The organism is Kitasatospora griseola, assembly GCF_014648555.1.
Classification (GTDB): domain Bacteria; phylum Actinomycetota; class Actinomycetes; order Streptomycetales; family Streptomycetaceae; genus Kitasatospora; species Kitasatospora griseola.
This window is the reverse complement of record NZ_BMRI01000016.1, coordinates 85,602-106,518: the sequence shown is the minus strand read 5'-3', so window position 1 is coordinate 106,518 and position 20,917 is coordinate 85,602. Positions and strand designations below refer to the sequence as shown.

Sequence of the window (20,917 nt, the reverse complement as noted above, 5' to 3'; positions counted from 1 at the left end):
CCCAGCCCGGGAGTTCTGGTTGATCGAGACCAAGGGACTTCGCAAGTCCTATCCGTCCGGTAAGCACGGCCGCACCGTCGTCGACGCCGTCCGCGGCATCGATCTGCATGTCCGAGCGGGCGAGATCTTCGGCTTCCTCGGCCCGAACGGCGCCGGGAAGACCACCACCCTGCGCATGCTCGCGACGCTCATCCGCCCGGACGGCGGCGAAGCCCTGATCGCCGGCGCCGACCTGCTGGCCGACCCGGCCGGGGTCCGCCGCCGGATCGGCTACGTCGCCCAGGGCGGCGGCACCGCCGACGCGGTCACCGGCCGGGAGGAGCTGGTGATGCAGGCCCGGATGTACGGCAGCCGCAAGGCCGACGCCCAGCGCCAGGCCGAGGACGCCCTGAAGGCCTTCGACCTGACCGAGTTCGCCGACCGCCACTGCAGCACCTACTCCGGCGGCCAGCGCCGCCGGGTGGACATCGCCCTCGGGGTGATCCACTCCCCGAAGGTGCTGTTCCTGGACGAGCCCACGGTCGGCCTCGACCCGGCCAGCCGCGGCCAGGTGTGGGCCGAGATCAAGCGGCTGCGCGCCGAGGGCATGACCGTGGTGGTGACCACCCACTACCTGGACGAGGCCGACGCGCTCTGCGACCGGGTCGCGATCGTCGACCACGGCCAGGTCGTCGTCGAGGGCACGCCCGAGGCGCTCAAGCGCGAGATCTCCGGCGACGTCGTCCTGCTCGGCCTCGCCGCCGGGGAGGCCCAGCCCGCGGCCGACGCCCTGCGCGGTCAGCCCTGCCTGCACCGGTTGGAGCCGGGCGAGGACGGCCTGCGGCTCTACCTGGACGACGGTGCGGCGGCGATCCCGCTGCTGCTGAGCGTCCTGAACGGGGCGGGCATCGTCCCCGGGACGGTGCAGCTCCAACGGCCGAGCCTGGACGACGTGTTCCTGGCCCGCACCGGCCGATCCATCGAACAGTCCTGACGAGAGATCCCTGGGGTTCCTTCCGTGAAGCTCGCCCGTGACACCTGGCTGGTCTTCCAGCGGCAAGTGCTGCTGATGTGGCGCACACCGATCTGGATCGTCATCGGCATCACCCAGCCGGTCTTCTACCTGCTGCTGTTCGCCCCGCTGCTCAAGAAGGTGCTCGCCCCCATGGGCGCCACCAGCTACGCCGAGGCCTACCAGATCTACGTCCCCGGCCTGTTGGCGGTGCTCTGCATCTTCGGCGGCCTCTACACCGGCTTCAGCCTGCTCGGCGAGCTGAAGGCCGGCATCATCGAGCGCTCCCGGGTGACCCCGGTCAGCCGGCTCGCCCTGCTGCTGGGGCGGGCGCTGCGCGAGACGGTCGGGCTGCTCGTCCAGGCGGTCATCATCACGCTGGTCGCGCTGCCGTTCGGCCTGCGGGTCGACCCGGGGAGCCTGCTGCTGGCCTATCTGCTGCTCGCCCTGCTGGCGCTGATGACCTCGGCCATCTCGTACGGCATCGCCCTCGCCCTGCCCAACGACGCCGCGATGGCGCCGGTGGTGAACACCATCGCCCAGCCGATCGGCCTGCTCTCCGGCGTGCTGCTGCCGCTGGCGCTGGCGCCGATGTGGCTGCAGCGGGTGGCGGAGTGGAACCCCTTCTACTGGGCGGTGGAGGGCATGCGGGCGCTGTTCTCCGGGCACCCCGGCGACAGCGTGGTCTGGCAGGGGCTGCTGATCGTCACGGTGCTGACGGTCGCGGCGGTGTTCTACTCGGCCCGGCTGTTCTCGGCCCGGATCCGGTAGCCGCACCCGGCCGGGGAGCGGGGAGGGGCTGCGGCCCCTCCCCGCTCCGTCGTGTTCAGCCCGCGGCGGCCCGGACGAAGTCGGCCAGCCGGGCCACGCCCGTCCCGATCTGCCGCTCGCTCAGGGCGCTGATCGACAGCCGCAGGCGGCGCTCGCCGCCGCCCGCCGGGTAGAACGGGGCCATCGGCGTCCAGAGCACGCCGTGTTCGCGGGCGCAGCGCTCCATGGCCGCCCCGTCGGCGGTGAACGGAACCTGGAGCACGGCGAAGAAGCCGCCCTCCGGCTCGTTCCAGGACACGCCGAGCCGGGCCCGTTCGGCCGGCGGGAAGTGCCGCTCCAACTCCCGCAGCAGAGCGGCGAGGTTGGCCGCGTAGTGGGCGCGGGCGGGGGCGTTGGCGTCCCGCAGCCGGCAGTCGTGCCGGAGCAGCATGCCGCCGATCACGGCCTGGCTGAGCGCCGGGGTGTTGACCGTCGTCATGCTCTTCAGCTTGGCCAGCTCGTCGGCGAGCAGCGTGGTGCGGCCGTCGGGGGCGAGCACCTGCTGGTCGGCGACGACGTAGCCGAGCCGGGCGCCGGGGAAGCAGGTCTTGGCGAAGGAGCCGAGGTAGATCACCTGGCGGCGCCGGTCCAGCGCCTTCAGGGTGGGGCGGTCGCCGGCCTCGCGGGCGAAAAAGCCGTACGGGTTGTCCTCGATCACCAGCAGCCCCTCCTCGGCCGCCGCGTCCAGCAGCCCGGCGCGCGCCTCGACCGGCATGCTGGTGCCGGACGGGTTGGCGAAGTCGGGGACGACGTACAGCGCGCGCGGACGGCGGCCGGCCGCCCGGACGGCGCGGGCCGCCGCCCGCACGGCCTGCGGGTCGGGGCCGCCGTCGGGGCCCTCCGGGACAGGGACGGTCGCCACGTCGAGCAGCCGGGCGGCGCCGGTGACGCCGACGTAGCAGGGCGAGCTGACCAGCAGGACGTCCTCGGGCGTGGCGCACAGCGCGCGCAGCACCAGCAGCATGCCCTCCTGGGCGCCGACGGTGAGCACCAGCGACTCGGGGGCGGCGTGCAGGCCCTCGTCGTTGGCGAGGGTGCGGGCGACCAGGTCGGCGATGATGCCCTTGGTCGGCCCGTACTGGAACAGCGCGGTCCGCACGGCGCTGCCGCTGAGGCCGCGTTCGGCGAGGTGGGCGAGGTAGGCGTCCAGGTGGCCGTGGACGTCCTCGGGCTCGAAGAAGCCCTCGTGCGGGCGGCCCGGGGCGAAGGACAGCGCGTCCGGGTAGCGCTCGGTGACCTCGTTGAGGAACGTCATCGCGTCCAGCAGCGGATCGGCCAGGCTGGCGTGCAGCTCGCCCAGCGGGAGCGTGGTGGTGGTCGTCGTCACCGCAGGGCCTCCCGCAGTCGGTCGGCGGCGTGGCGCTGGGCGTCGCGGCCGTCGTCCAGGACGCCGGCCATCGCGAAGAAGCCGTGCGGCATGCCGTCGTAGCGGCGCAGCTCGACGGGGACGCCGGCGGCGCGCAGGGCTCGCGCGTACGCCTCGCCCTCGTCGCGCAGCGGATCGTACTCGGCGGTGATCACGGTCGCGGGCGGCAGCCCGGCCAGCGAGGGGGCGCGCAGCGGGGACGCCAGCGGGTCCGCGCCGTCGGCCGGGTCGGCGAGGTAGTGGCCCCAGTACCAGGCGACCGAGCGGCGGTTGAACAGCAGCGGGTCGTCGTGCTCGCGGACGGACGGGGTGTCCGCGGCGTGGTCCGTGTTGGGGTAGACCAGCAGCTGGTGGCGCAGCGCCGGGCCCCCGCGCTCCCGGGCGGCCAGGGTGAGCGCGGCAGCCAGGTTGCCGCCGGCGCTGTCGCCGCCGACCGCGATCCGCTCGGGATCGACGCCCAGTCCGGCGGCGTTCGCGGCGATCCACTCGGCGGCGGCGATCACGTCGTGCACGGCGGCCGGGAAGGGGTGCTCGGGGGCGAGCCGGTAGCCGACCGAGACGGTGACGCAGCCGACGGCGTTGGTGAGGCGACGGCAGATCGCGTCGCTGGTGTCCGGCGAGCCGAGAGTCCAGCCGCCGCCGAACAGGTAGAGCAGGACGGGGAGTTCGGTGTCGGCTCCGGTGTCGGGCCGGTAGATCCGCAGCGGCAGCGGCCCGCCGGGCCCGTCGACGGTCAGCTCCTCGACCGAGCCGACCGGTTCGGGGTTCCCGGCGGCGGCCCGGATGTCGGCGAGATCCGCGGCGCGGGCCTCGGCGAGGGTACGGGTGTACAACGGCGGCGTACCGGCCGCAGCGCGCTGCGCGCGCATGGCCTCGGCCTGGGGATGCAGTGGCAAGGGACGTTCCTGGAGGATCGGGCCGCCGGTCAGTGGCGGCGGGTCGGTACGGGGTTCTGCGAGGGGGCGAAACCAGGGAGCACAACCAGGGGCGCGTGGGGGCACCTCCCGGCCCGCTAGGGCTGGGGGAGAACTGCGCGAAGCGGAAGGCACTCACCCGCAAGATCGCGACGCAGGAGAATGACCTGCACGTGTCCGCGACCTTACGGACTGGTTGGCGCTTGTCGCGCAGTTCCGCCCCCCTCGGCTTCGCCTGGGGGTACCTCCAGCGCTCGCGTGTTCTCACCCGCCTGCGTTCAGCGGCCGTCGGGGACGACCGCACTGCGGTCGAGGTCGGTCAGGCGTGGCCGCCCCAACAGGGCGAGGGTGTCGTCGAGTTCGGCCTTCAGCAGGTCGAGGACCCTTGCGGCGCCGTTCTCGCCGTCGACGGCGAGGCCCCACAGGACGGGCCGGCCGATCAGGACGGCTCGGGCGCCGAGGGCGACCGCGAGGGCAACATCCGTGCCCGTCCGGACACCGCCGTCCAGGAGGACGGGCAGGTTCGGCGGTACGGCGGCGGCCACTTCGGGCAGTGCGGCGAGGGACGGGAGGGCACCGTCGAGCTGGCGGCCGCCGTGGTTGGAGACCAGGACGGCGTCGACGCCGTGCTCGGCGGCGAGGTGGGCGTCCTCGGCGGTGAGGATCCCCTTGAGGACGATCGGCAGGCGGGTGCGTTCGCGCAGCCAGGCGAGATCGGCCCAGGTCAGGGTGGGGTCGAACTGCTCCTTGGCGTGCTCGGCGAGGCCCGAACTGCCGTGGCCGGCGCGGTGGCTGGCGGCCATCACGGCCTGGTCGACGTTGACGGCGCGGACGTGCGCGGGGATGGCGAAGCCGTTGCGGGCGTCGCGCAGGCGGCGACCGATCCGGGGGGCGTCGACGGTCAGCACCAGGGCGCGGAATCCGGCGGCTTCGGCGCGTTCGACCAGGGCGGCCAGCACGTCGCGGCGGCGCAGCCAGTACAGCTGGAGCCAGAGCGGGCCGGTGGCGGCCTCGGCGATGGATTCCAGGGTGCGGCTGGCGAAGATCCCGGCCACCATGAGCGCGCCGGCGCGGCCCGCGGCGCGGGCGGTGGCGACCTCGCCCTCGGGGTGGAACAGCTGGTGGTAGGCCATCGGGGCGATGCCGATCGGGGTCTCCAGGCGGCTGCCGAGCAGGGTGAGGCTCTGGTCGGTGGCGGAGACGTCGACCATGGTGCGCGGGCGCAGCCGGCACTCCTCGAACCGGGCCCGGTTGGCGGCGAGGGTGCGTTCGGCGCCGCTGCCGCCCTGCACGAAGTCCCAGATCTCGGCGGGGAGTCGGTCGCGGGCGGCGCGTTCGAAGTCGGCCGGTTCCAGCGCTTCCACGGGGCTGCCTTTCCGGGCAGGCCTCGGTCGGGCCCGCTCCGGCCCGGCAGCGTAGGAGGCCATGCCCCCATTGGTCTAGACATTGCTTCGGCTCAAACGCCTGTGCAATCGTCAGAAAGCCGAACCGACCCCGTTCGTCGTGCACGGCGTCCTTCCAACCTCCCCTTCGTGGAGTGGCGTTGACCGGATCTTCTTCTCTTCCCGCCCAGCCGTACGAGGCCGCCGAGGCCCCGCACGACTGGGTGGACCGCTACCTGCTGGCCGGCCCCGCCGACCAGGAGTGCCTGCGCTTCGGCGCCCCCGTGGACCGGGCGACGCTGCGCGCCCTGGTCGCCGAGCAGGCCGCCCGGCTCGCCGCCGCCGGCCTGCGCCGCGGCGGCACGGCCGCGCTGCGGCTGGCGCCCTCGCTCGGCTACGTCGCCGCGCTGCTGGCCTGCTGGCAGCTGGGCGCCCAAGCCGTCCTGCTGGACCACCGGCTCACCGACCGCGAGGTCGCGCTCGCCGTCGAACGGCTGGCGCCCGAGGTGCTGGTCGAGTCGGCGCACGGCCCGGCGGCGGCGCTGCGGGGGTTCGCCGAGACCGACCCGGTGCCGGTGGCGCTGCCGAACGGCCGACCGGCCGCGACCGGCCACGCCCTGGTGCAGCTCAGCTCGGGCTCGACCGGCCCGGCCAAGGTGATCGCCCGTACGGCCGCTGACCTGCTGCGCGAACTCGACTGCTACGCACGGCTGGAGGCGTTCCCGAAGGCCGGCGGCCGGGTGGTCCTGCTCTCCTCGGTGGTGCACGTCCTCGGCCTGGTCGGCGGGCTGCTCAACAGCCTGTACGCCCGGGTGCCGCTGACCGTCCCCGCGCGGATGACCACGGCCGGCATCCTGGCCGCGATCGCCGCGGACGACCGGCCGACCACCGTGATCGGCGTCCCGTTCCACGCCGAGCTGCTGGCGGGGGCGACCAGCGCGCCGCCGCTGCCGCAACTGCGCCGGATGATCGTCGCCGGCGAGCTGGTCCGCCCGGGCCTGCCCGCCGCCTTCACCGACCGGTACGGCGTGCCGCTGGGCACCATGTACGGGATGACCGAGCTCGGCGTCATCGCCACCGACCTCGACGGCGCCCTGCACCCCGAGGCCGCGCCCGTCCACGGCATGGACGTGCGCGAGGACGGCGGCGAACTGCACATCGCGACGGCCGCCTCCCCGTACCCCGGCCTCACCGACCCCACCCGCTGGTCGGACGGCCGGCTGCACACCCGCGACGCCGGCCGGGTCGACCCGGCGACCGGCCGGATCACCGTGCTCGGCCGCCGCGACTCGCAGGTCTCGATCGGCGGCCTCAAGGTCGACCTCAACGAGGTCGAGCACACCCTGGCCGCCCTGCCGGAGGTCCGCGAGGCCGTGGTGGTCTTCGTCGACGGCGCCATCGAGGCCTACCTGGCCACCGAGAGCGCCGGAACCGCGGATCGGGCCGACGCCGTCCGCGAGGCGCTGACCCGCGAGTTGGCCGCCTTCAAGCGGCCCCGGCAGCTCACCTTCCTCCCGGCGCTGCCCCGCACCGCCACCGGCAAGCTCGTCCGCGACACCGCCGCGCTGCGCGCCGCCGCACTCTGAGCACGCCTTGATCGACCGCACACCGTTCCGAACCCCGACCCAGCACGAGGAGCACACCATGCAGGAGCGCATCCACGAGTTCGTCATCGCGGCACTCGCCGGGATGAACTACGACGTCGACGAGGTCACCGGCGACACCGACCTCGGCCCGGCCGGCCTCGACCTCGAGTCGCTGGCGCTCGCCGAGCTCTCGGTCCAGGTCGAGGACGAGTTCGGGGTCAAGTTCGAGGTGGAGGAGATGGAGACCACCGCGCTGATGACCCTCGACCAGTTCACCGCCGACGTGGCCCGCCGGATCGCCGCCGACTCCACCGCCGCCGCCGGCACCGCCGCGTGAGCACGACCGTGCTGCCGGACCGGGCCGAGGTCGTGGCGATGCTCGCAGCGTTCGGGCAGCGGCCCGCGGACCGCGTGCCCGAGAACCTCGGCTCGCTCGAACTCACCTGGCTGACCGCCGAGTTCGAGCAGCGCTACGGCATCGAGCTGGAGCTCTCGGACGAGCAGTTCGCCGCCGTCCGCACGGTGGACGACGCCGTCGCGGTGCTGCGCGAGGCCGTGCTCGCCGCCGCCCCCTCCCCGGGCGGGGCCGCCCGGTCATGAGCAGCAGCGCACCGCCGGCCGGACGGCCGGTGTTCACCGGCCTCGGGGTGCTCAGCGCCTTCGGCGCCGGGCTCGCCCCGCTGGCCGCCGCGACCGCCACGGCCGGGGCCGGCTTCGCCGAGGTGGCCCGCTTCGACGTCGCCCGGCGCGGCACCCGGCGGGCGGCCCTGCTGGCCGACCCGCCGCCGCTCGCCGACGCGGTGCTCGGCGCCGTCGCCGACGCCTGCGCGCAGTCCGAACTTCCGGCCGGTGCACCGCTGTTGCTCGCCCTGCACAGTGACCTGCGCACTCGCGGGGTCGCCGAGGAGGTGTCGAGGGGCGCCGTCGCCCTCGGCCTGGCCGGGGTGACCCGGGTCTACACCGGCGCCTGCGTGGCCGCCGCCACCGCGGTGGCCGACGCGGCCGCCATGGTCGGCTCCGGCCGGCACCCCCGGGTGCTGGTCGCGGCCGGGCACCTGGTGGAGCCGGGCGTCTTCGCGGCCTTCGACGCGGGCCGGGCGCTGGCCCGCGACGGCGAGCTGCGGCCGTTCAGCACCGGGCGCAGCGGCACCCTGCTCGGGGACGCCGCGGCGGCCGTGGTGGTCGAGGCGGCGGACGCCGCCGCCGGGCGCGGCGCCCGTCCGCTGGCCCGGCTGGCGGGCTGGGGCCGCTCCGGGGACGCGCACCACGTGTGCCGGCCGCGGCCGGACGGCGCGGGCGTGGCCCGGGCGGCCCGGTCCGCGCTGGCCCGGGCGGGGGTCGCCCCGGCCGAGGTGGGCTACGTCAACGCCAACGGCACCGGTTCGCCGATGTCCGACCTGGCGGAGGCGCGGGCGCTGCGCGAGGTGTTCGGCGAGGCGCTGGCCGGATTGCCGGTCAGCTCCAGCAAGTCCGTCCACGGGCACGCCCTGGAGGCCTCCGCGCTGCTCGAACTCGCCGTCACCATCGGCGCGTTGGGCAGCGGGCGGCTGCCGGTGAACGCCGGCTGGCTGGGACCGGACCCGGAGATCGGGCTGAACCTGGTGCTGGCCGGGCCGCGCGAGGACGCCCGTCCCCGCTACGCGCTGAGCCTCAACTCGGCGTTCGGCGGCGCGAACACCGCACTCCTGGTGGCCGCCGCATGAACCACCTGCGCACGCTCGCCACCGCGGCCTGGACCGACGGCGCGCCGCCGCCCCCGCTGCCCGGCTTCTCGGCCTCGACCTTCAACCCACTGGTCGCGGCGGTCGCCGAGCGCTGCCTGGCCGCGCACTACGGCGAGCCCGGCGGAGCCGAGGAGCCCAACGCACACATCGAGCCGAACAAGCCGGGGGAACCCGGCGAACCCGGCGAACCCGGTGGACCTGCGTTGCCCGGCACACCCGGCACACCCGGAGACTGCGGGTCGCCTGGCGTGCCCGGCGAACCCGGATTGCCTGGCAGCCCCGGGACGAAGCCCGGTGAGCCTCGCGGACCCATCGCCTCCGGCGGCCTCGGGGGCTGTGGGTTGCCTGGTGGACCCGGGTTGTCCAGCGAGCCCGGCAAACCCGGGGCGCCCGGCGGACCTGGGTCACCCAACAAGCCTGGCGAGCCCGAGTTGCCCGGCGGACCTCGCGGACCCGACAGGCCCGGGTTTCCCGGCGAACCGCGCCGCACCGGCCTGCTGCTTGCCAGCGCCGGGGGTGACCGCGCCACCGCGCTGGCCATCGACACCGGCGCGGCGGGGCATCGGATGCCGCCACTGCTGTTCTTCCAGTCCAACCCGAACGCCGTCCTCGGGCACATCGCCGCCCGCTGGGGCCTGACCGGCCCGGTCGTCGCGATCAGCCTCGCGACCGCCGCCGCACCTGGTGAAGTCCCGCCGGACGCACTGGAGTTGGCCGCCCTGCTGCTCGCGGACGGCGACGCCGACCAGGTCCTGGTCATCGCCGCCGAGCAGCCCGACCACGCCGAACACGCTCGGGGCAAGGCCGGCCACGCCACCGCCGTCCTGGTCACCGCCTGAGCCCTCGTCCGCGCGCACCCCGCTTTCCGACACCCCGTCCGTACGCGTCCCCGGACGCCGCACCGCACCCGCATGGTCAGCACCATGGGAGGGATCCATCACCATGAGCACCCGCAGCATCCGCAGCCTCCTGGCGAACGACCCGGACGTCGGCGCCGGGAACGTGCTGACCAGCAGGATCGCCCTGGGCATCGGCCTGGACGAGCCGGCGCTGACCTTCGACACCCCGGTGGACGGCCGCGCCGCCCGGGAGGCCCTCACCCTGCGCGAGGCCGACCGCGCCGTCCGGGCCCGGGCGGCCGCGCTGCACGCCCTCGGGGTCGGCCGGCGGGACGTGGTGGTGGTGTACGTGAGCGCCGCCGCCGACCAGGTGCTGTCCTTCCTGGCGCTGACCCGGCTCGGCGCGATCCCGGCGCTGCTCAACCCCGGGGTGGAGGGCGAGCGCGCGGCCCGCTACATCGCCCGGCTCGGCGCCGCCGGCATCCTCACCGACCCCGCGCACCGGGCCGAACTGGCCGAGTACGACCCGGCGGCCCCGGTGCTCGCCGACGCCGCCGACCTCGGCGCCGCCGCCCCGGACGCGGCGCCCGCCCCCTACCGCCACCACGCGGACGACCCGATCGCGATCACCCACTCCTCCGGCACCACCGGGATGCCCAAGGCGGTGGTGCACTCGCACGCCAGCCTGTACGCGTCGATCCGGCACCGCGCCGCGCTGCCCCGGCCGCAGGGCATCGACCGGGTGCTCAGCGTGCTGCCCGCCGCGCACGCCGCCACGCTGATCGCGCTCAACCTGGCGCTCAGCTTCGACTCCCAACTGCACCTGATCTCGCAGCAGACCGGCCCGGCCGTGCCGGCGGCGATCGAGCGCTGGCGGCCGCAGAGCGTGTTCGGCTTCGCCACCACGTGGGCCGACCTGGCCCGGCAGGACCTGTCCGCCCGCGACCTGTCCTCGGTCGGCCTGTGGTGGAACACCGGCGACTGCGCGCACGAGGCGCACATCCGCCGCCTGATCGCCCAGGGTTCGCGCGAGACCGTCACCCGCGAGGGCCGCGTCCGCCTGCCGGGCTCGGTGTTCGTCGACGGCCTGGGCTCGACCGAGATGGGCCACTCGCACTTCCACATCACCCACGCCCCCGGCACCGAGAAGTACGGCCGCTGCGTGGGCCGTCCGCACACCTTCGTCGACTGCGAGGTGGTCGGCCCGGACGGCGAGCCGCTCGGCCCCGGCGAGGTCGGCGAACTCGCCACCGCCTCCCCGACCCTGGCGCCCGGCTACTGGAACGACTCGGTCACCACCTACCGCACCCGGCTGCGCGGCCGCTTCCTCACCGGCGACCTGATGTACCGGGACGAGGAGGGCTACTACTACCACGTCGACCGGCTGGTCGACTCGGTCGACCTCGGCGGCGGCCGGCGGCTGTACACCGCGATGTCCGAGGAACGGGTGCTGGCCGACGTCCCCGGCGTGCAGGACTGCACGGTCGTCGCGGTGAAGGACGGCGACCGGGTGGTCACCGACGTGCTGCTGCTCCTCGCGGCCGGCGCCGACCCGGCCGTCGACCGCACCGAGGAGGTGGTCGCCGCGCTCGACGAGCACACCGCCGCCACCGTCCGCTCGGTCCTGGTGGTCGACGACGCGGACATCCCGCTCGGCCCGACCGGCAAGGTCCGCAAGGTCCTGCTGCGCGAGCGCCACCTCGGCGCGCTGAACCTCGCGGCCGGCGCCCGATGACCCGGGTCGGACGGCCGGGCGCCGTCGTCACCGGCCTGGGCCTGGTCACCTCGCTGGGCCGCAAGCCGGGCGACGTCTTCGAGGCGCTGACCTCCGGGTTCAGCGGCATCACCGCCGTACCGGAGGGCCACGTCGCGCACGGCTGGCTGCCCGCCGCCGGGATCGCCCCGCACATCGACGGCCGGGAGGTGCTGCCGCCGACCGAGACCCGCTGCGTCGACCGCTTCGCGCTGCTGGCGATGGCCGCCGCGGACGACGCGCTGGCCGACGCCGGGCTGGTGGTCGGCCGCGACGTCGACGCCCGCCGCACCGCCGTGGTGCTGGGCACCGGCGGCGGCGGCCTGGAGACCTACGAGCAGCAGGCGCAGCGCCGCCAGGAGCGCGGCCGCCCCGGCGTCAGCCCGTACCTGTTGCCCGGGATGCTCTCCAACATGGCCACCGCCCGGGTCGCGATCAAGCACGGCATCCGGGGCTTCAGCACCGCGATCGTGACGGCCTGCGCGGCCGGCGCCCAGGCGGTGGCCGAGGGGCTGCGGCTGATCCGGGCCGGCGACGCGGACATGGTGGTGTGCGGCGGGACGGACGCCTCGCTGCATCCGACGATCGTCTCCGCCTTCGCCAACGCCCGTGCGCTGGCCCAGGGTTGGGAGGACCCGGCGCAGGCGTCCCGGCCGTTCGACGCCCGCCGCAACGGCTTCGTGCTGGGCGACGGCAGCGCCGTCCTGGTCCTGGAGAGCGCCGAGCACGCGGCCGCCCGCGGCGCGGCCGGGTACGCCGAACTGATCGGCTGGGGCTCCAGCACCGACGCCCACCACCCGACCATGCCCCGCCCCGACGGCGCGGGCGCCGCCGACGCCATGCGCGCCGCCCTCGCCAACGCCGGTCTGGCCCCGTCCGACATCGGCTACGTCAACGCGCACGGTACCGGCACGAAGCTCGGCGACGTCGCCGAATCGGCCGCGCTGAACGCCGTGTTCGGCGAGCACCGGCCGGCCGTCAGCTCCACCAAGGGCGCCACCGGCCACCTGCTGGGCGCGGCCGGGGCGGTGGAGGCCGCCGTCACCGCGCTGGCCGTGGCCCGCGGCCTGCTCCCGCCGACCCTCAACCTGGACGACCCCGACCCGGCGTGCGCGCTGGACCACGTCCGCGGCGCCGCCCGGCCGGTCCGGCTGCGGGCCGCGCTCAGCAACGCGTTCGCGTTCGGCGGCCACAACACCAGTCTGGTCTTCGGGCCGACGCCCACCAGCACCGTCAAGTAAGGCCACCAGCGCCGAAGAGGCCGCCACGGCCTGCTGCCTTCGCGCTCGAATCCCAGCTGCCAGGAGCCCAGTTGCCCATCCAGACGATCACCCACGTCGAGTACCACTGCGCGGACGCCGCGCGGACCGCCGCCGAGCTGCAGGACGGCTTCGGCTTCCGGCGCGACGCCGACCAGCCCGCGTGGACGCCCGGGCTGCGGGCCGTCCACCTGCTCCAGGGCGGCATCCGGCTGCGGCTGCTGTCCAGCGGGATCGGCGGCCACCCGGTGGCCGACTGGGTGGAACGGCACGGCGAAGGCGTCGCCGTGCTGGCGCTCGGCTGCGCCGACCCGGCGGCGGCGCTGGAGCGGGCCGAGCGGCACGGCGCCGAGGTGCTGGACCGCGCGGGCGCGCTGATCGCCGGCTTCGGCGACACCGCGCTGCGCTTCGTCCCGCTGCCGGAGAGCACCCCGGAGCCCGCCGGCGGCGACCTTCTGGACGCCCTCGACCACGTCGCGATCTGCGTGCCCGCCGGGCGGCTCGCCGCGTCCGTGCGGTTCTGCGAGGCCGCGCTCGGCATGCGCCTGATCTTCGGCGAGTACATCGAGGTCGGCGAGCAGGCGATGGACTCCAGCGTGGTGCAGAGCCCCTCCGGGGACGTCACCTTCACCCTGATCGAGCCGGACACCGACCGCCGGGCCGGCCAGATCGACACCTTCCTCGCCGACCACGACGGCGCGGGCGTCCAGCACCTGGCGCTGCGCACCGACGACATCGCCACCGCCGTCCGCACCGCCCGCTCGCGCGGCGTCGAGTTCCTGGCCACCCCCGGCGCCTACTACGACGGCCTGGCCGAGCGGCTCGGCGACACCGCGATCCCGGTCGGGACGCTGCGCGAGCTGGACGTGCTGGTCGACCAGGACCACGGCGGCCAGCTGTTCCAGATCTTCGCCCGCTCCACCCACCCCCGGCGGACCTTCTTCCTGGAGCTGATCGAGCGCCAGGGCGCGGGCACCTTCGGCACCGCCAACATCAAGGCCCTGTACGAGGCGGTCGAGCGCCAGCGCGCCGCCGCCGCCGTCTGACCGGCCGCCACCACCCGACCCGACCGCCCTCCGAGGAGGACCGCCCCATGACCGTCGCACCCGAGTTCGTCCTGACCCCGGCCGAGACCGCCCTGCTGCCCACGCCCGAGGACGTGGCCGGCTACCGCGAGCACGGCTGGTACCTCTCCGGGCGGCTGTTCACCGACCAGGAGCTCGACACCCTCCAGGCCGCCACCGACGACTACTACGAGGGCCGGCGCGACCGCGCCCTCGCCGTCCGGCCGCCCCGGCTGGCCGCCTGGGAGCCCGCGCACGGGCCGGTCCAGCGGCACAACGACTACGTGCACTACGAGAGCGACGCGATCGCCGCGATCCTGCGCAAGCCGCTGGTCGGCGCCGTCGCCGCAGTGCTCGCCGGGGCCGAGGAGATCCGGATCTTCCAGTCGACGCTGATCTTCAAGCCGCCGGTGCCGGAGGAGCCCTCCAACCAGGTGCCGTGGCACTTCGACAAGCACTACTGGCACACCTCGACCTCGGAGGAGATGCTGACCGCCTTCATCCCGTTCCACGACTGCGGGGTGGAGAACGGCACCATCACCATGGTCGACGGCAGCAACCGCTGGGCGGAGCTGCCCTCCGAGGAGGACGCCACCCGGCACTTCGCCCAGCGCGACCGCGCCGAGCTGGAGTCGATCCTGGCCGCCAACGCGCGCCACAACGGCGCCGAGGTGCGCAAGGTCCCGGTGGTGATCCCGCGCGGGCACGTCAGCTTCCACCACTGCCGCACCTACCACGGCAGCGGCGCCAACCTGGCCGACTTCCCGCGCCGGGCGATCTCGCTGCACCTCCAGGACGGCGCCAACGCGTACCGCCACGCCACCCGCCCGGACGGCAGCCCCGCCTCGTACAACCACGACGTGCTGGTCCGCCGCACCGCCGACGGCCGCCCCGACTACGCCGACCCGGAGATCTGCCCGGTCGTCTGGCGGGGAGCCCGGTGACGGGCCTGCCCGGTTCGGCCGACCTCGGCTCCCCCGCCGGGCGCTACCGGATGCTGCGGCTGATCCGCGGTTTCGAGGAGCTCGCGCTCGGCCTGGTGAAGTCCGGGGAGATCACCGGCGGCATCCACCCGTACATCGGGCAGGAGGCGGTGGCGGTCGGCGTCTGCGCCGCGCTGCGCCCGCAGGACCGGATCACCTCCACCCACCGGGGCCACGGCCACGTGCTCGCCAAGGGCGCGGACCCGAGCCGGCTGCTGGCCGAACTGCTGGGCCGCACCGGCGGGTTGAACCGGGGGCGGGGCGGCTCGATGCACGCCGCGGACTTCTCGCTCGGCATCCTGGGCGCCAACGGCATGGTCGGCGCCGGCGGCGCGATCGCGGTCGGCGCCGCCTGGTCGGCCCGGCAGGCCGGCGAGGACCGGGTCGCCGTCGCGTTCTTCGGCGACGGCGCGCTCAACCAGGGCGTCCTGCTGGAGTCGTTCAACCTGGCCGCGATGTGGCGGCTGCCGGTGCTGTTCGTCTGCGAGAACAACGGCTACGCCACCACGCTGCCGGCCGCCACCGCGGTGGCCGGCAGCGCCACCGGCCGGGCCGCCGCCTTCGGGATCCCCGCCGTCGAGGTGGACGGGATGGACGCCGAGGCCGTCCGCGCGGCGGCCGCCGAGGCCGTCGCGCGGTCCGCCGCCGGCGGCGGACCGGGCTTCCTGGAGTGCCGCACCTACCGCTTCGAGGGGCACCACACCATGGAACGGCTGATGAAACTGCGCTACCGCACCCCGGAGGAGGTCGCCGACTGGCGCGGCCTGGACCCGCTGCCGCGCGCCGCCGCACTGCTGCCGCCCGGCCTGGCCGAGCGGCTGGACGCCTCGGTCGCGCAGCAGCTGGCCGCCGCCCGGCAGTTCGCGCTCGACTCCGAACTCCCTTCTGTTGAAGGCGCGTTGGACCACCTCTACGCGGACGGGCTGCGTCCGAGGGCGGGGTCCGGGGCATGAGGCTCTCCTACACCAAGGCGCTCAACCGGGCGCTCACCGACGCCCTCGCCGAGGACCCGGCGGTCTGCGTGTTCGGCGAGGACATCGGCGCCGGCATGGCCGGCCCCACCCTCAACCTGCTGGACCGCTTCGGCCCCGGCCGGATCGTCGACACCCCGCTCTCCGAGCAGGCGTTCACCTCGATGGCGATCGGCGCCGCGCTGACCGGGCGGCGGCCGGTGATCGAGTTCCAGATCCCCTCGCTGCTGTTCCTGGTCTTCGAGCAACTCGTCAACCAGGCGCACAAGTTCTCGCTGATGACCGGCGGCCAGGCGAACGTCCCGCTGACCTGCCTGGTGCCGGGCTCCGGCTCCCGGGACGGCTGGGCCGGGCAGCACTCCGACCACCCGTACAGCCTGTTCGCGCACGCCGGGATGAAGACCGTGGTCCCGGCCACGCCCACCGACGCCTACGGGCTGCTCCGGTCGGCGATCGCCGACCCGGACCCGGTGGTCGTCTTCGCCCCGGCCGGCGCCCTGCCGGTGCGCGAGACCGTGACCTGGGAGCTGTCGCCGATCCCGCTCGGCTCGGCCCGGATCCACCGCGAGGGCGCCGACGTCACCGTGGTCGCCGTCGGCCACCTGGTGCACGACGCGCTGGCCGTCGCGGAGGAGCTCGCCCCGGAGGTCTCCGTCGAGGTGTTCGACCCGCGCACCCTGTACCCGTTCGACTGGACGGCACTGGCCGCCTCGCTGGAGCGCACCGGCCGGCTGGTCGTCGTCGACGACTCCAACCGCAGCTGCGGCATCGGCGGCGAGATCGTCGCCACCGCCGCCGAGGAGCTGCGCCTGATCGCCCCGCCCCGGCGGATCACCCGCCCGGACGGCGCCGTGCTGCCGTTCGCCCCCGCACTGGACCGCGCCCTGCAGCCGAACCGCGACCAACTGCGCGACGCCGTCCGTGCGGTGATGAAGCATCGGCCGACCTCCAGCCGCGAGGACCGGGGCCGTTGAACCTGACCGCCGAACTCACCTCCCTCAGCCCGGCGTTGCGCTCCGCCCTGGCGGCGTCCGGCGACGACCGGATCTTCTACGACCTGGCCGGCATCACCCGCCGCTACACCGCGCTGCGGGACGAACTCCCGGGCGTCGCCGTCCGGTTCGCCATGAAGGCCTGCCCGGTGGACGAGGTGCTGGCCGAACTCGCCGCGCTCGGCGCCGGTTTCGACGCCGCCGGCCCGAACGAGATCGCCCAGGCGCTGCGCACCGGCGTCCCGGCCGAGCGGGTGCACTACGGCAACACCGTCAAGTCGGACCGGGGCATCGCCGAGGCCCACCGCCTGGGCATCCGGGACTTCGCCACCGACAGCCTCGCGGACGTCGCCGCGATCGCCGAACACGCCCCGGGCGCCCGGGTGTTCTGCCGGCTCGCCACCACCGGCAAGGGCGCGCTCTGGGGCCTGAGCCGCAAGTACGGCTGCTCGGCGGCGGACGCCGTCCGGGTGATGACCGCGGCCCGGGCGGCCGGGCTGACCCCCGCCGGGCTCTCGGTGCACGTCGGCTCGCAGCAGCTGACCGCCGAGGCCTGGGCGGCGTCCTTCGACCTGCTCGCCGACGCCATGGTGGAGCTCGAACGGGACGGGATCCGGCTCGACCACGTCAACCTCGGCGGCGGCCTGCCCGCCCTCGGCTACGTCGACCGGTACGGCACCGCGCTCGAACCACCGCTCGACGAGATCTTCCGCACCGTCCGGCAGGGCCTCGACCGGCTGCGCCGACTGCACGGCGGCAAGCTGGCGTTCGTCCTGGAGCCCGGCCGCCACCTGGTCGCCGACCAGGGCGCGATCCGCACCCACGTCTACCGGCTGACGGACCGTCAGCAGCCGGACGGCGAGCGGGAGCACTGGCTCTACCTGGGCTGCGGGAAGTTCAACGGGCTGTACGAGATGGACCAGGTGCAGTACCGGCTGGTCTTCCCCACCCACCCGGACGAGGACCGCGTTCCCGCCGTGATCGCCGGCCCGACCTGCGACAGCGACGACACCTTCCCGCACGGGCGCACCACCGGCCGGGTGCCGGTGCCCCGGGCGGTGGCCTCCGGCGACCCGGTGTGGATCCTCTCCAGCGGCGCGTACGCGGTCAGCTACCTCACCCAGGGGTTCAACGGCTTCGACCCGCTGCCGTGCACGGTGCTCCCGGCCGACGCCTGACCCCGGTCCGGGCGTCCCCGGCTCGACCGCACCGACGGGGACGGACGCGAACGGGCCCGGCCGCCGACCGGCCGGGCCCGCTGCGCAGGTACCGCTACCCGACGGACGAGTACGCGATGATGCCGCGCCGCATCCCGTCGACGGCCTTGCGGGCGGTGCGGCGGAGCTCGACGTTGTCGCCGGCGGCGTCCTGGATCTGGCCGAGGACGTCGATCAGCTGCTTGGTCCAGCGGACGAAGTCGCCGGCGGGCATGTCGGCGTCGCGCAGGACGGCGTCCAGGTCGTGGCCGAGGGCCCAGCGGTAGGCGGCCCAGGCGAAGCCCAGGTCGGGTTCGCGCTGGCCGACGCCCTCCGCGGTGGAGATCTTGTGCTGCTCCTCCAGGGCGTCGAGCCTGCCCCAGATCCGGACCATCCGGCCGAGCGCGTCCTTGGCGCCGCCCTCGGGGACCCGGGGGGCGGTGGCGTCGTCGGACTGCCGGGCCTCGTAGACCAGCGCGGAGGCGCAGGCGGCGAGTTCGGCGGCGGCGAGACCGTCCCAGACGCCTTCGCGGATGCACTCGGAGGCGAGCAGGTCGAGCTCGCCGTAGAGCCGGGCCAGCCGCTTGCCGTCGTCGGTGACGGTGTCGCCGCTGAGGTAGCCGAGCTCGGCGAGCAGGCCGCAGACCCGGTCGAAGGTGCGGGCGATGGTGTGGGTGCGGGAGCGCATCCGGCGTTCCAGCAGTTCGGTGTCGCGGTGCAGGCGGTGGTAGCGCTCGGACCAGCGGGCGTGGTCCTCGCGTTCGTCGCAGCCGTGGCAGGGGTGCTGGCGCAGCGCGGCGCGCAGCCGGGCGATCTCGGGGTCGTCGGCGGCGGCGGCGCGGCCCTTGCGGAACCGCTCGGGTTCGAGGTGACCGGCCTTGGTGCGCAGCGCGGAGGCGAGGTCGCGGCGGGACTGCGGGCTGCGCGGGTTGAAGGACTTGGGGATGCGCATCCGGTCCATGGCGGCGACCGGGTGCGGGAAGTCGATCATCGCGAGGCGCTTGACCTGGCGTTCGGCGGTGAGCACGACGGGGCGCGGCCCGTCCTGGTAGTCGGGGTGGCGGGGGCCGGAGCGCCCGTGCCGGCCGCGGACGTCCGGCGGGAGGCCGGGGTCGAGGACGAGCGCGAGGCCGGCGAACTTGCCGGTGGGGACGTGGATGATGTCGCCGGGCTTGAGCTGCTCGATGGATTCGACGGCGGCGGCGCGGCGCTGCGTGGAGCCCTCGCGGGCGAGCTCGTTCTCGCGGTCCTTGAGCTGCCGGCGCAGCGACATGTACTCGTCGAAGTCGCCGAGGTGGCAGGTCATCGACTCGCGGTAGCCGTCCAGGCCCTCTTCGTTGCGCTGGACCTGGCGGGCGATGCCGACCACCGAGCGGTCCGCCTGGAACTGCGCGAAGGAGGTCTCCAGCAGTTCGCGGGAGCGGTGCCGCCCGAACTGGCCGACCAGGTTGACGGCCATGTTGTAGGACGGGCGGAAGGAGGACTTCAGCGGGTAGGTGCGGGTGCCGGCCAGGCCGGCCAGCGCCTCCGGGTCGAGGCCGCGCTGCCACAGCACCACGGCGTGGCCCTCGATGTCGATGCCGCGGCGGCCGGCCCGGCCGGTGAGCTGGGTGTACTCGCCGGGGGTGATGTCGGCGTGGGTCTCGCCGTTCCACTTGACCAGCTTCTCCATGACCACCGAGCGGGCGGGCATGTTGATGCCGAGGGCGAGCGTCTCGGTGGCGAAGACCGCCTTGACCAGGCCCTTGACGAAGAGTTCCTCGACGACTTCCTTGAACCTGGGCAGCATGCCGGCGTGGTGGGCGGCGATGCCGCGCTCCAGGCCGTCGAGCCACTCGAAGTAGCCGAGCACGTTGAGGTCCTCGTCGGGGATGTCGCGGCAGCGTTCCTCGACGAACCGGCGGACGGTCGCGCGGTCGGCCTCGCGGTTCAGCCGCAGGCCGGAGTTGAGGCACTGCTGGACGGCGGCCTCGCAGCCGGCCCGACTGAAGATGAAGGTGATCGCGGGGAGCAGGCCTTCGGCGTCGAGCCGGTCGATGACGTCGACCCGGCTCGGCGTCCAGACCCGGCCGGGCCGGCCGGCCGGCATCGAGCGACCGCGGCCGCGGGCGAACCTGTCCCGGCCGCGGTCGGCCTCGGAGCGGGCCAGGCGCACCAGCTCGGGGTTGACCGCCTTGGCGGGGTTCTTCAGGCTGCCCTTGGGGCGGCCGTCCCGGTCGGGGCTGGCGAACAGGTCGTACATCCGGTTGCCGGCCATCACGTGCTGCCAGAGCGGGACGGGGCGGTGCTCGGAGACGATCACCTCGGTGCCGCCGCGCACGGTGTCCAGCCAGTCGCCGAACTCCTCGGCGTTGGAGACGGTCGCGGACAGCGACGCCAGGATCACGGATTCGGGGAGGTGGATGATGACCTCCTCCCAGACGGCGCCGCGGAACCGGTCGGCGAGGTAGTGCACCTCGTCCATCACCACGTAGCCGAGGCCGTCGAGGGCGCTGGAGCCCGCGTACAGCATGTTGCGCAGCACCTCGGTGGTCATCACGACCACCGGCGCGTCGCCGTTGACGGAGTTGTCGCCGGTCAGCAGGCCGACCTTGGCCTGGCCGTAGCGCTTGACCAGGTCGCCGTACTTCTGGTTGGACAGCGCCTTGATCGGCGTGGTGTAGAAGCACTTGCGCCCGGCGGCCAGCGCCAGGTGGACGGCGAACTCGCCGACGATGGTCTTGCCGCTGCCGGTGGGGGCGGCCACCAGGACGCCCTTGCCGCTCTCCAGCGTCTGACAGGCGCGGACCTGGAAGTCGTCGAGCGGGAAGTCGTACAACTGCTGGAAGCCGTAGAGGGCCGTCGCCTGCTCCTTGGCGCGTTCGCGGGAGGCCGCGTACCGCTCGGCGGGGCTGAGCTGCTCTTCGGGCGTGGGGCTGCCGTGCACTGGCGTCACCTTTTCTTCCCGTGGGTGTGGCTGGACGGGGGCGCAGACGGCGACGCCTGCGGCTGCGGGGCCGTGGCCCTGGCGGGCGACGGGGCGCAGCGGGTGCTTGGGGTGTGGTGATCGAGCATCTCAGCCTGAGATTACCCGTCTGGAGTGACATC

18 protein-coding genes are annotated in these 20,917 nt (G+C 74.7%); 14 read left to right on the top strand and 4 right to left on the bottom strand.

All coding sequences use genetic code 11. The annotated features are described in order from the left end of the window. The first annotated feature begins 19 nt into the window (after positions 1–19). Positions 20–973 (top strand): ATP-binding cassette domain-containing protein, encoded by a 954-nt coding sequence (locus IEZ12_RS21375; RefSeq protein ID WP_189273678.1) that lies wholly within the window; start codon positions 20–22, stop codon positions 971–973. A 24-nt stretch (positions 974–997) separates the two neighbouring features. Further along, a complete protein-coding gene (locus tag IEZ12_RS21370; RefSeq protein ID WP_189273676.1) occupies positions 998–1,762 on the top strand; it encodes an ABC transporter permease in 765 nt (254 codons plus the stop codon). Positions 1,763–1,817: 55 nt separating this feature from the next. On the opposite strand, the gene IEZ12_RS21365 is transcribed toward IEZ12_RS21370, so the two are convergent. The 3 genes from IEZ12_RS21365 to IEZ12_RS21355 all read right to left on the bottom strand — a co-directional run bounded on the left by IEZ12_RS21365 (position 1,818) and on the right by IEZ12_RS21355 (position 5,445). Then, positions 1,818–3,128 (bottom strand): aminotransferase-like domain-containing protein, encoded by a 1,311-nt coding sequence (locus IEZ12_RS21365; RefSeq protein ID WP_189273674.1) that lies wholly within the window; start codon positions 3,126–3,128, stop codon positions 1,818–1,820. Next, positions 3,125–4,063, bottom strand: a complete 939-nt coding sequence (lipP1, locus tag IEZ12_RS21360) for a LipP1 family hormone-sensitive lipase (protein WP_189273672.1) — start codon at positions 4,061–4,063, stop codon at positions 3,125–3,127. The genes IEZ12_RS21365 and lipP1 overlap by 4 nt, the downstream gene beginning before the upstream one ends. A gap of 296 nt (positions 4,064–4,359) precedes the next feature. Beyond that, positions 4,360–5,445: an alpha-hydroxy acid oxidase gene (locus IEZ12_RS21355; RefSeq protein WP_189273670.1), complete on the bottom strand. Its 1,086-nt coding sequence runs from the start codon at positions 5,443–5,445 to the stop codon at positions 4,360–4,362. 173 nt (positions 5,446–5,618) lie between these two features. On the opposite strand from IEZ12_RS21355, the gene IEZ12_RS21350 reads away from it, so the two are divergent. The 12 genes from IEZ12_RS21350 to IEZ12_RS21295 all read left to right on the top strand — a co-directional run bounded on the left by IEZ12_RS21350 (position 5,619) and on the right by IEZ12_RS21295 (position 17,812). Then, a complete protein-coding gene (locus tag IEZ12_RS21350; RefSeq protein WP_189273668.1) occupies positions 5,619–7,049 on the top strand; it encodes a class I adenylate-forming enzyme family protein in 1,431 nt (476 codons plus the stop codon). Positions 7,050–7,107: 58 nt separating this feature from the next. Further along, entirely contained in the window at positions 7,108–7,386 is a 279-nt protein-coding gene (locus IEZ12_RS21345; RefSeq protein ID WP_043912717.1) for an acyl carrier protein, read from the top strand. After that, complete coding sequence (locus tag IEZ12_RS21340) at positions 7,383–7,649, top strand: acyl carrier protein (protein ID WP_229847745.1); 267 nt, start codon at positions 7,383–7,385, stop codon at positions 7,647–7,649. Before IEZ12_RS21345 ends, IEZ12_RS21340 begins: the two co-directional genes overlap by 4 nt. Further along, positions 7,646–8,752 carry a beta-ketoacyl synthase N-terminal-like domain-containing protein gene (locus tag IEZ12_RS21335; RefSeq protein ID WP_189273666.1) on the top strand — a complete coding sequence of 369 codons (1,107 nt, stop codon included), beginning with the start codon at positions 7,646–7,648 and terminating at the stop codon, positions 8,750–8,752. Before IEZ12_RS21340 ends, IEZ12_RS21335 begins: the two co-directional genes overlap by 4 nt. A 452-nt stretch (positions 8,753–9,204) precedes the next feature. Continuing rightward, positions 9,205–9,612 carry a beta-ketoacyl synthase N-terminal-like domain-containing protein gene (locus tag IEZ12_RS38835; RefSeq protein ID WP_229847744.1) on the top strand — a complete coding sequence of 136 codons (408 nt, stop codon included), beginning with the start codon at positions 9,205–9,207 and terminating at the stop codon, positions 9,610–9,612. Between the two features lie 103 nt (positions 9,613–9,715). Continuing rightward, positions 9,716–11,347, top strand: a complete 1,632-nt coding sequence (locus IEZ12_RS21325) for a class I adenylate-forming enzyme family protein (RefSeq protein WP_189273663.1) — start codon at positions 9,716–9,718, stop codon at positions 11,345–11,347. After that, positions 11,344–12,606, top strand: a complete 1,263-nt coding sequence (locus IEZ12_RS21320) for a beta-ketoacyl-[acyl-carrier-protein] synthase family protein (RefSeq protein WP_189273661.1) — start codon at positions 11,344–11,346, stop codon at positions 12,604–12,606. The genes IEZ12_RS21325 and IEZ12_RS21320 overlap by 4 nt, the downstream gene beginning before the upstream one ends. A 71-nt stretch (positions 12,607–12,677) precedes the next feature. Continuing rightward, complete coding sequence (locus IEZ12_RS21315) at positions 12,678–13,670, top strand: VOC family protein (protein ID WP_189273659.1); 993 nt, start codon at positions 12,678–12,680, stop codon at positions 13,668–13,670. Between the two features lie 47 nt (positions 13,671–13,717). Then, on the top strand, positions 13,718–14,632 hold the full coding sequence (locus IEZ12_RS21310) for a phytanoyl-CoA dioxygenase family protein (protein ID WP_043911604.1): 915 nt from the start codon (positions 13,718–13,720) through the stop codon (positions 14,630–14,632). Beyond that, complete coding sequence (locus tag IEZ12_RS21305) at positions 14,629–15,624, top strand: thiamine pyrophosphate-dependent dehydrogenase E1 component subunit alpha (protein ID WP_229847743.1); 996 nt, start codon at positions 14,629–14,631, stop codon at positions 15,622–15,624. Before IEZ12_RS21310 ends, IEZ12_RS21305 begins: the two co-directional genes overlap by 4 nt. Continuing rightward, positions 15,621–16,616, top strand: a complete 996-nt coding sequence (locus tag IEZ12_RS21300) for an alpha-ketoacid dehydrogenase subunit beta (RefSeq protein WP_189273657.1) — start codon at positions 15,621–15,623, stop codon at positions 16,614–16,616. The genes IEZ12_RS21305 and IEZ12_RS21300 overlap by 4 nt, the downstream gene beginning before the upstream one ends. After that, the gene (locus IEZ12_RS21295; protein WP_189273655.1) at positions 16,613–17,812 is read left to right on the top strand and encodes a type III PLP-dependent enzyme; all 1,200 of its coding nucleotides are present in this window, start codon (positions 16,613–16,615) and stop codon (positions 17,810–17,812) included. The genes IEZ12_RS21300 and IEZ12_RS21295 overlap by 4 nt, the downstream gene beginning before the upstream one ends. 94 nt (positions 17,813–17,906) lie before the next feature. Here IEZ12_RS21295 and IEZ12_RS21290 read toward each other — a convergent pair whose 3' ends face one another. Further along, a complete protein-coding gene (locus IEZ12_RS21290; protein WP_189273653.1) occupies positions 17,907–20,756 on the bottom strand; it encodes a DEAD/DEAH box helicase in 2,850 nt (949 codons plus the stop codon). Between the last annotated feature and the right edge of the window lie 161 nt (positions 20,757–20,917).

Excerpts from the sequence above, each read along its gene's own strand:
- IEZ12_RS21345 (WP_043912717.1), top strand. The coding sequence starts at position 7,108 with ATGCAGGAGCGCATCCACGAGTTCGTCATCGCGGCACTCGCCGGGATG.
- IEZ12_RS21300 (WP_189273657.1), top strand. The coding sequence starts at position 15,621 with ATGAGGCTCTCCTACACCAAGGCGCTCAACCGGGCGCTCACCGACGCC.
- IEZ12_RS21325 (WP_189273663.1), top strand. The coding sequence starts at position 9,716 with ATGAGCACCCGCAGCATCCGCAGCCTCCTGGCGAACGACCCGGACGTC.
- IEZ12_RS21335 (WP_189273666.1), top strand. The coding sequence starts at position 7,646 with ATGAGCAGCAGCGCACCGCCGGCCGGACGGCCGGTGTTCACCGGCCTC.
- IEZ12_RS21310 (WP_043911604.1), top strand. The coding sequence starts at position 13,718 with ATGACCGTCGCACCCGAGTTCGTCCTGACCCCGGCCGAGACCGCCCTG.
- IEZ12_RS21320 (WP_189273661.1), top strand. The coding sequence starts at position 11,344 with ATGACCCGGGTCGGACGGCCGGGCGCCGTCGTCACCGGCCTGGGCCTG.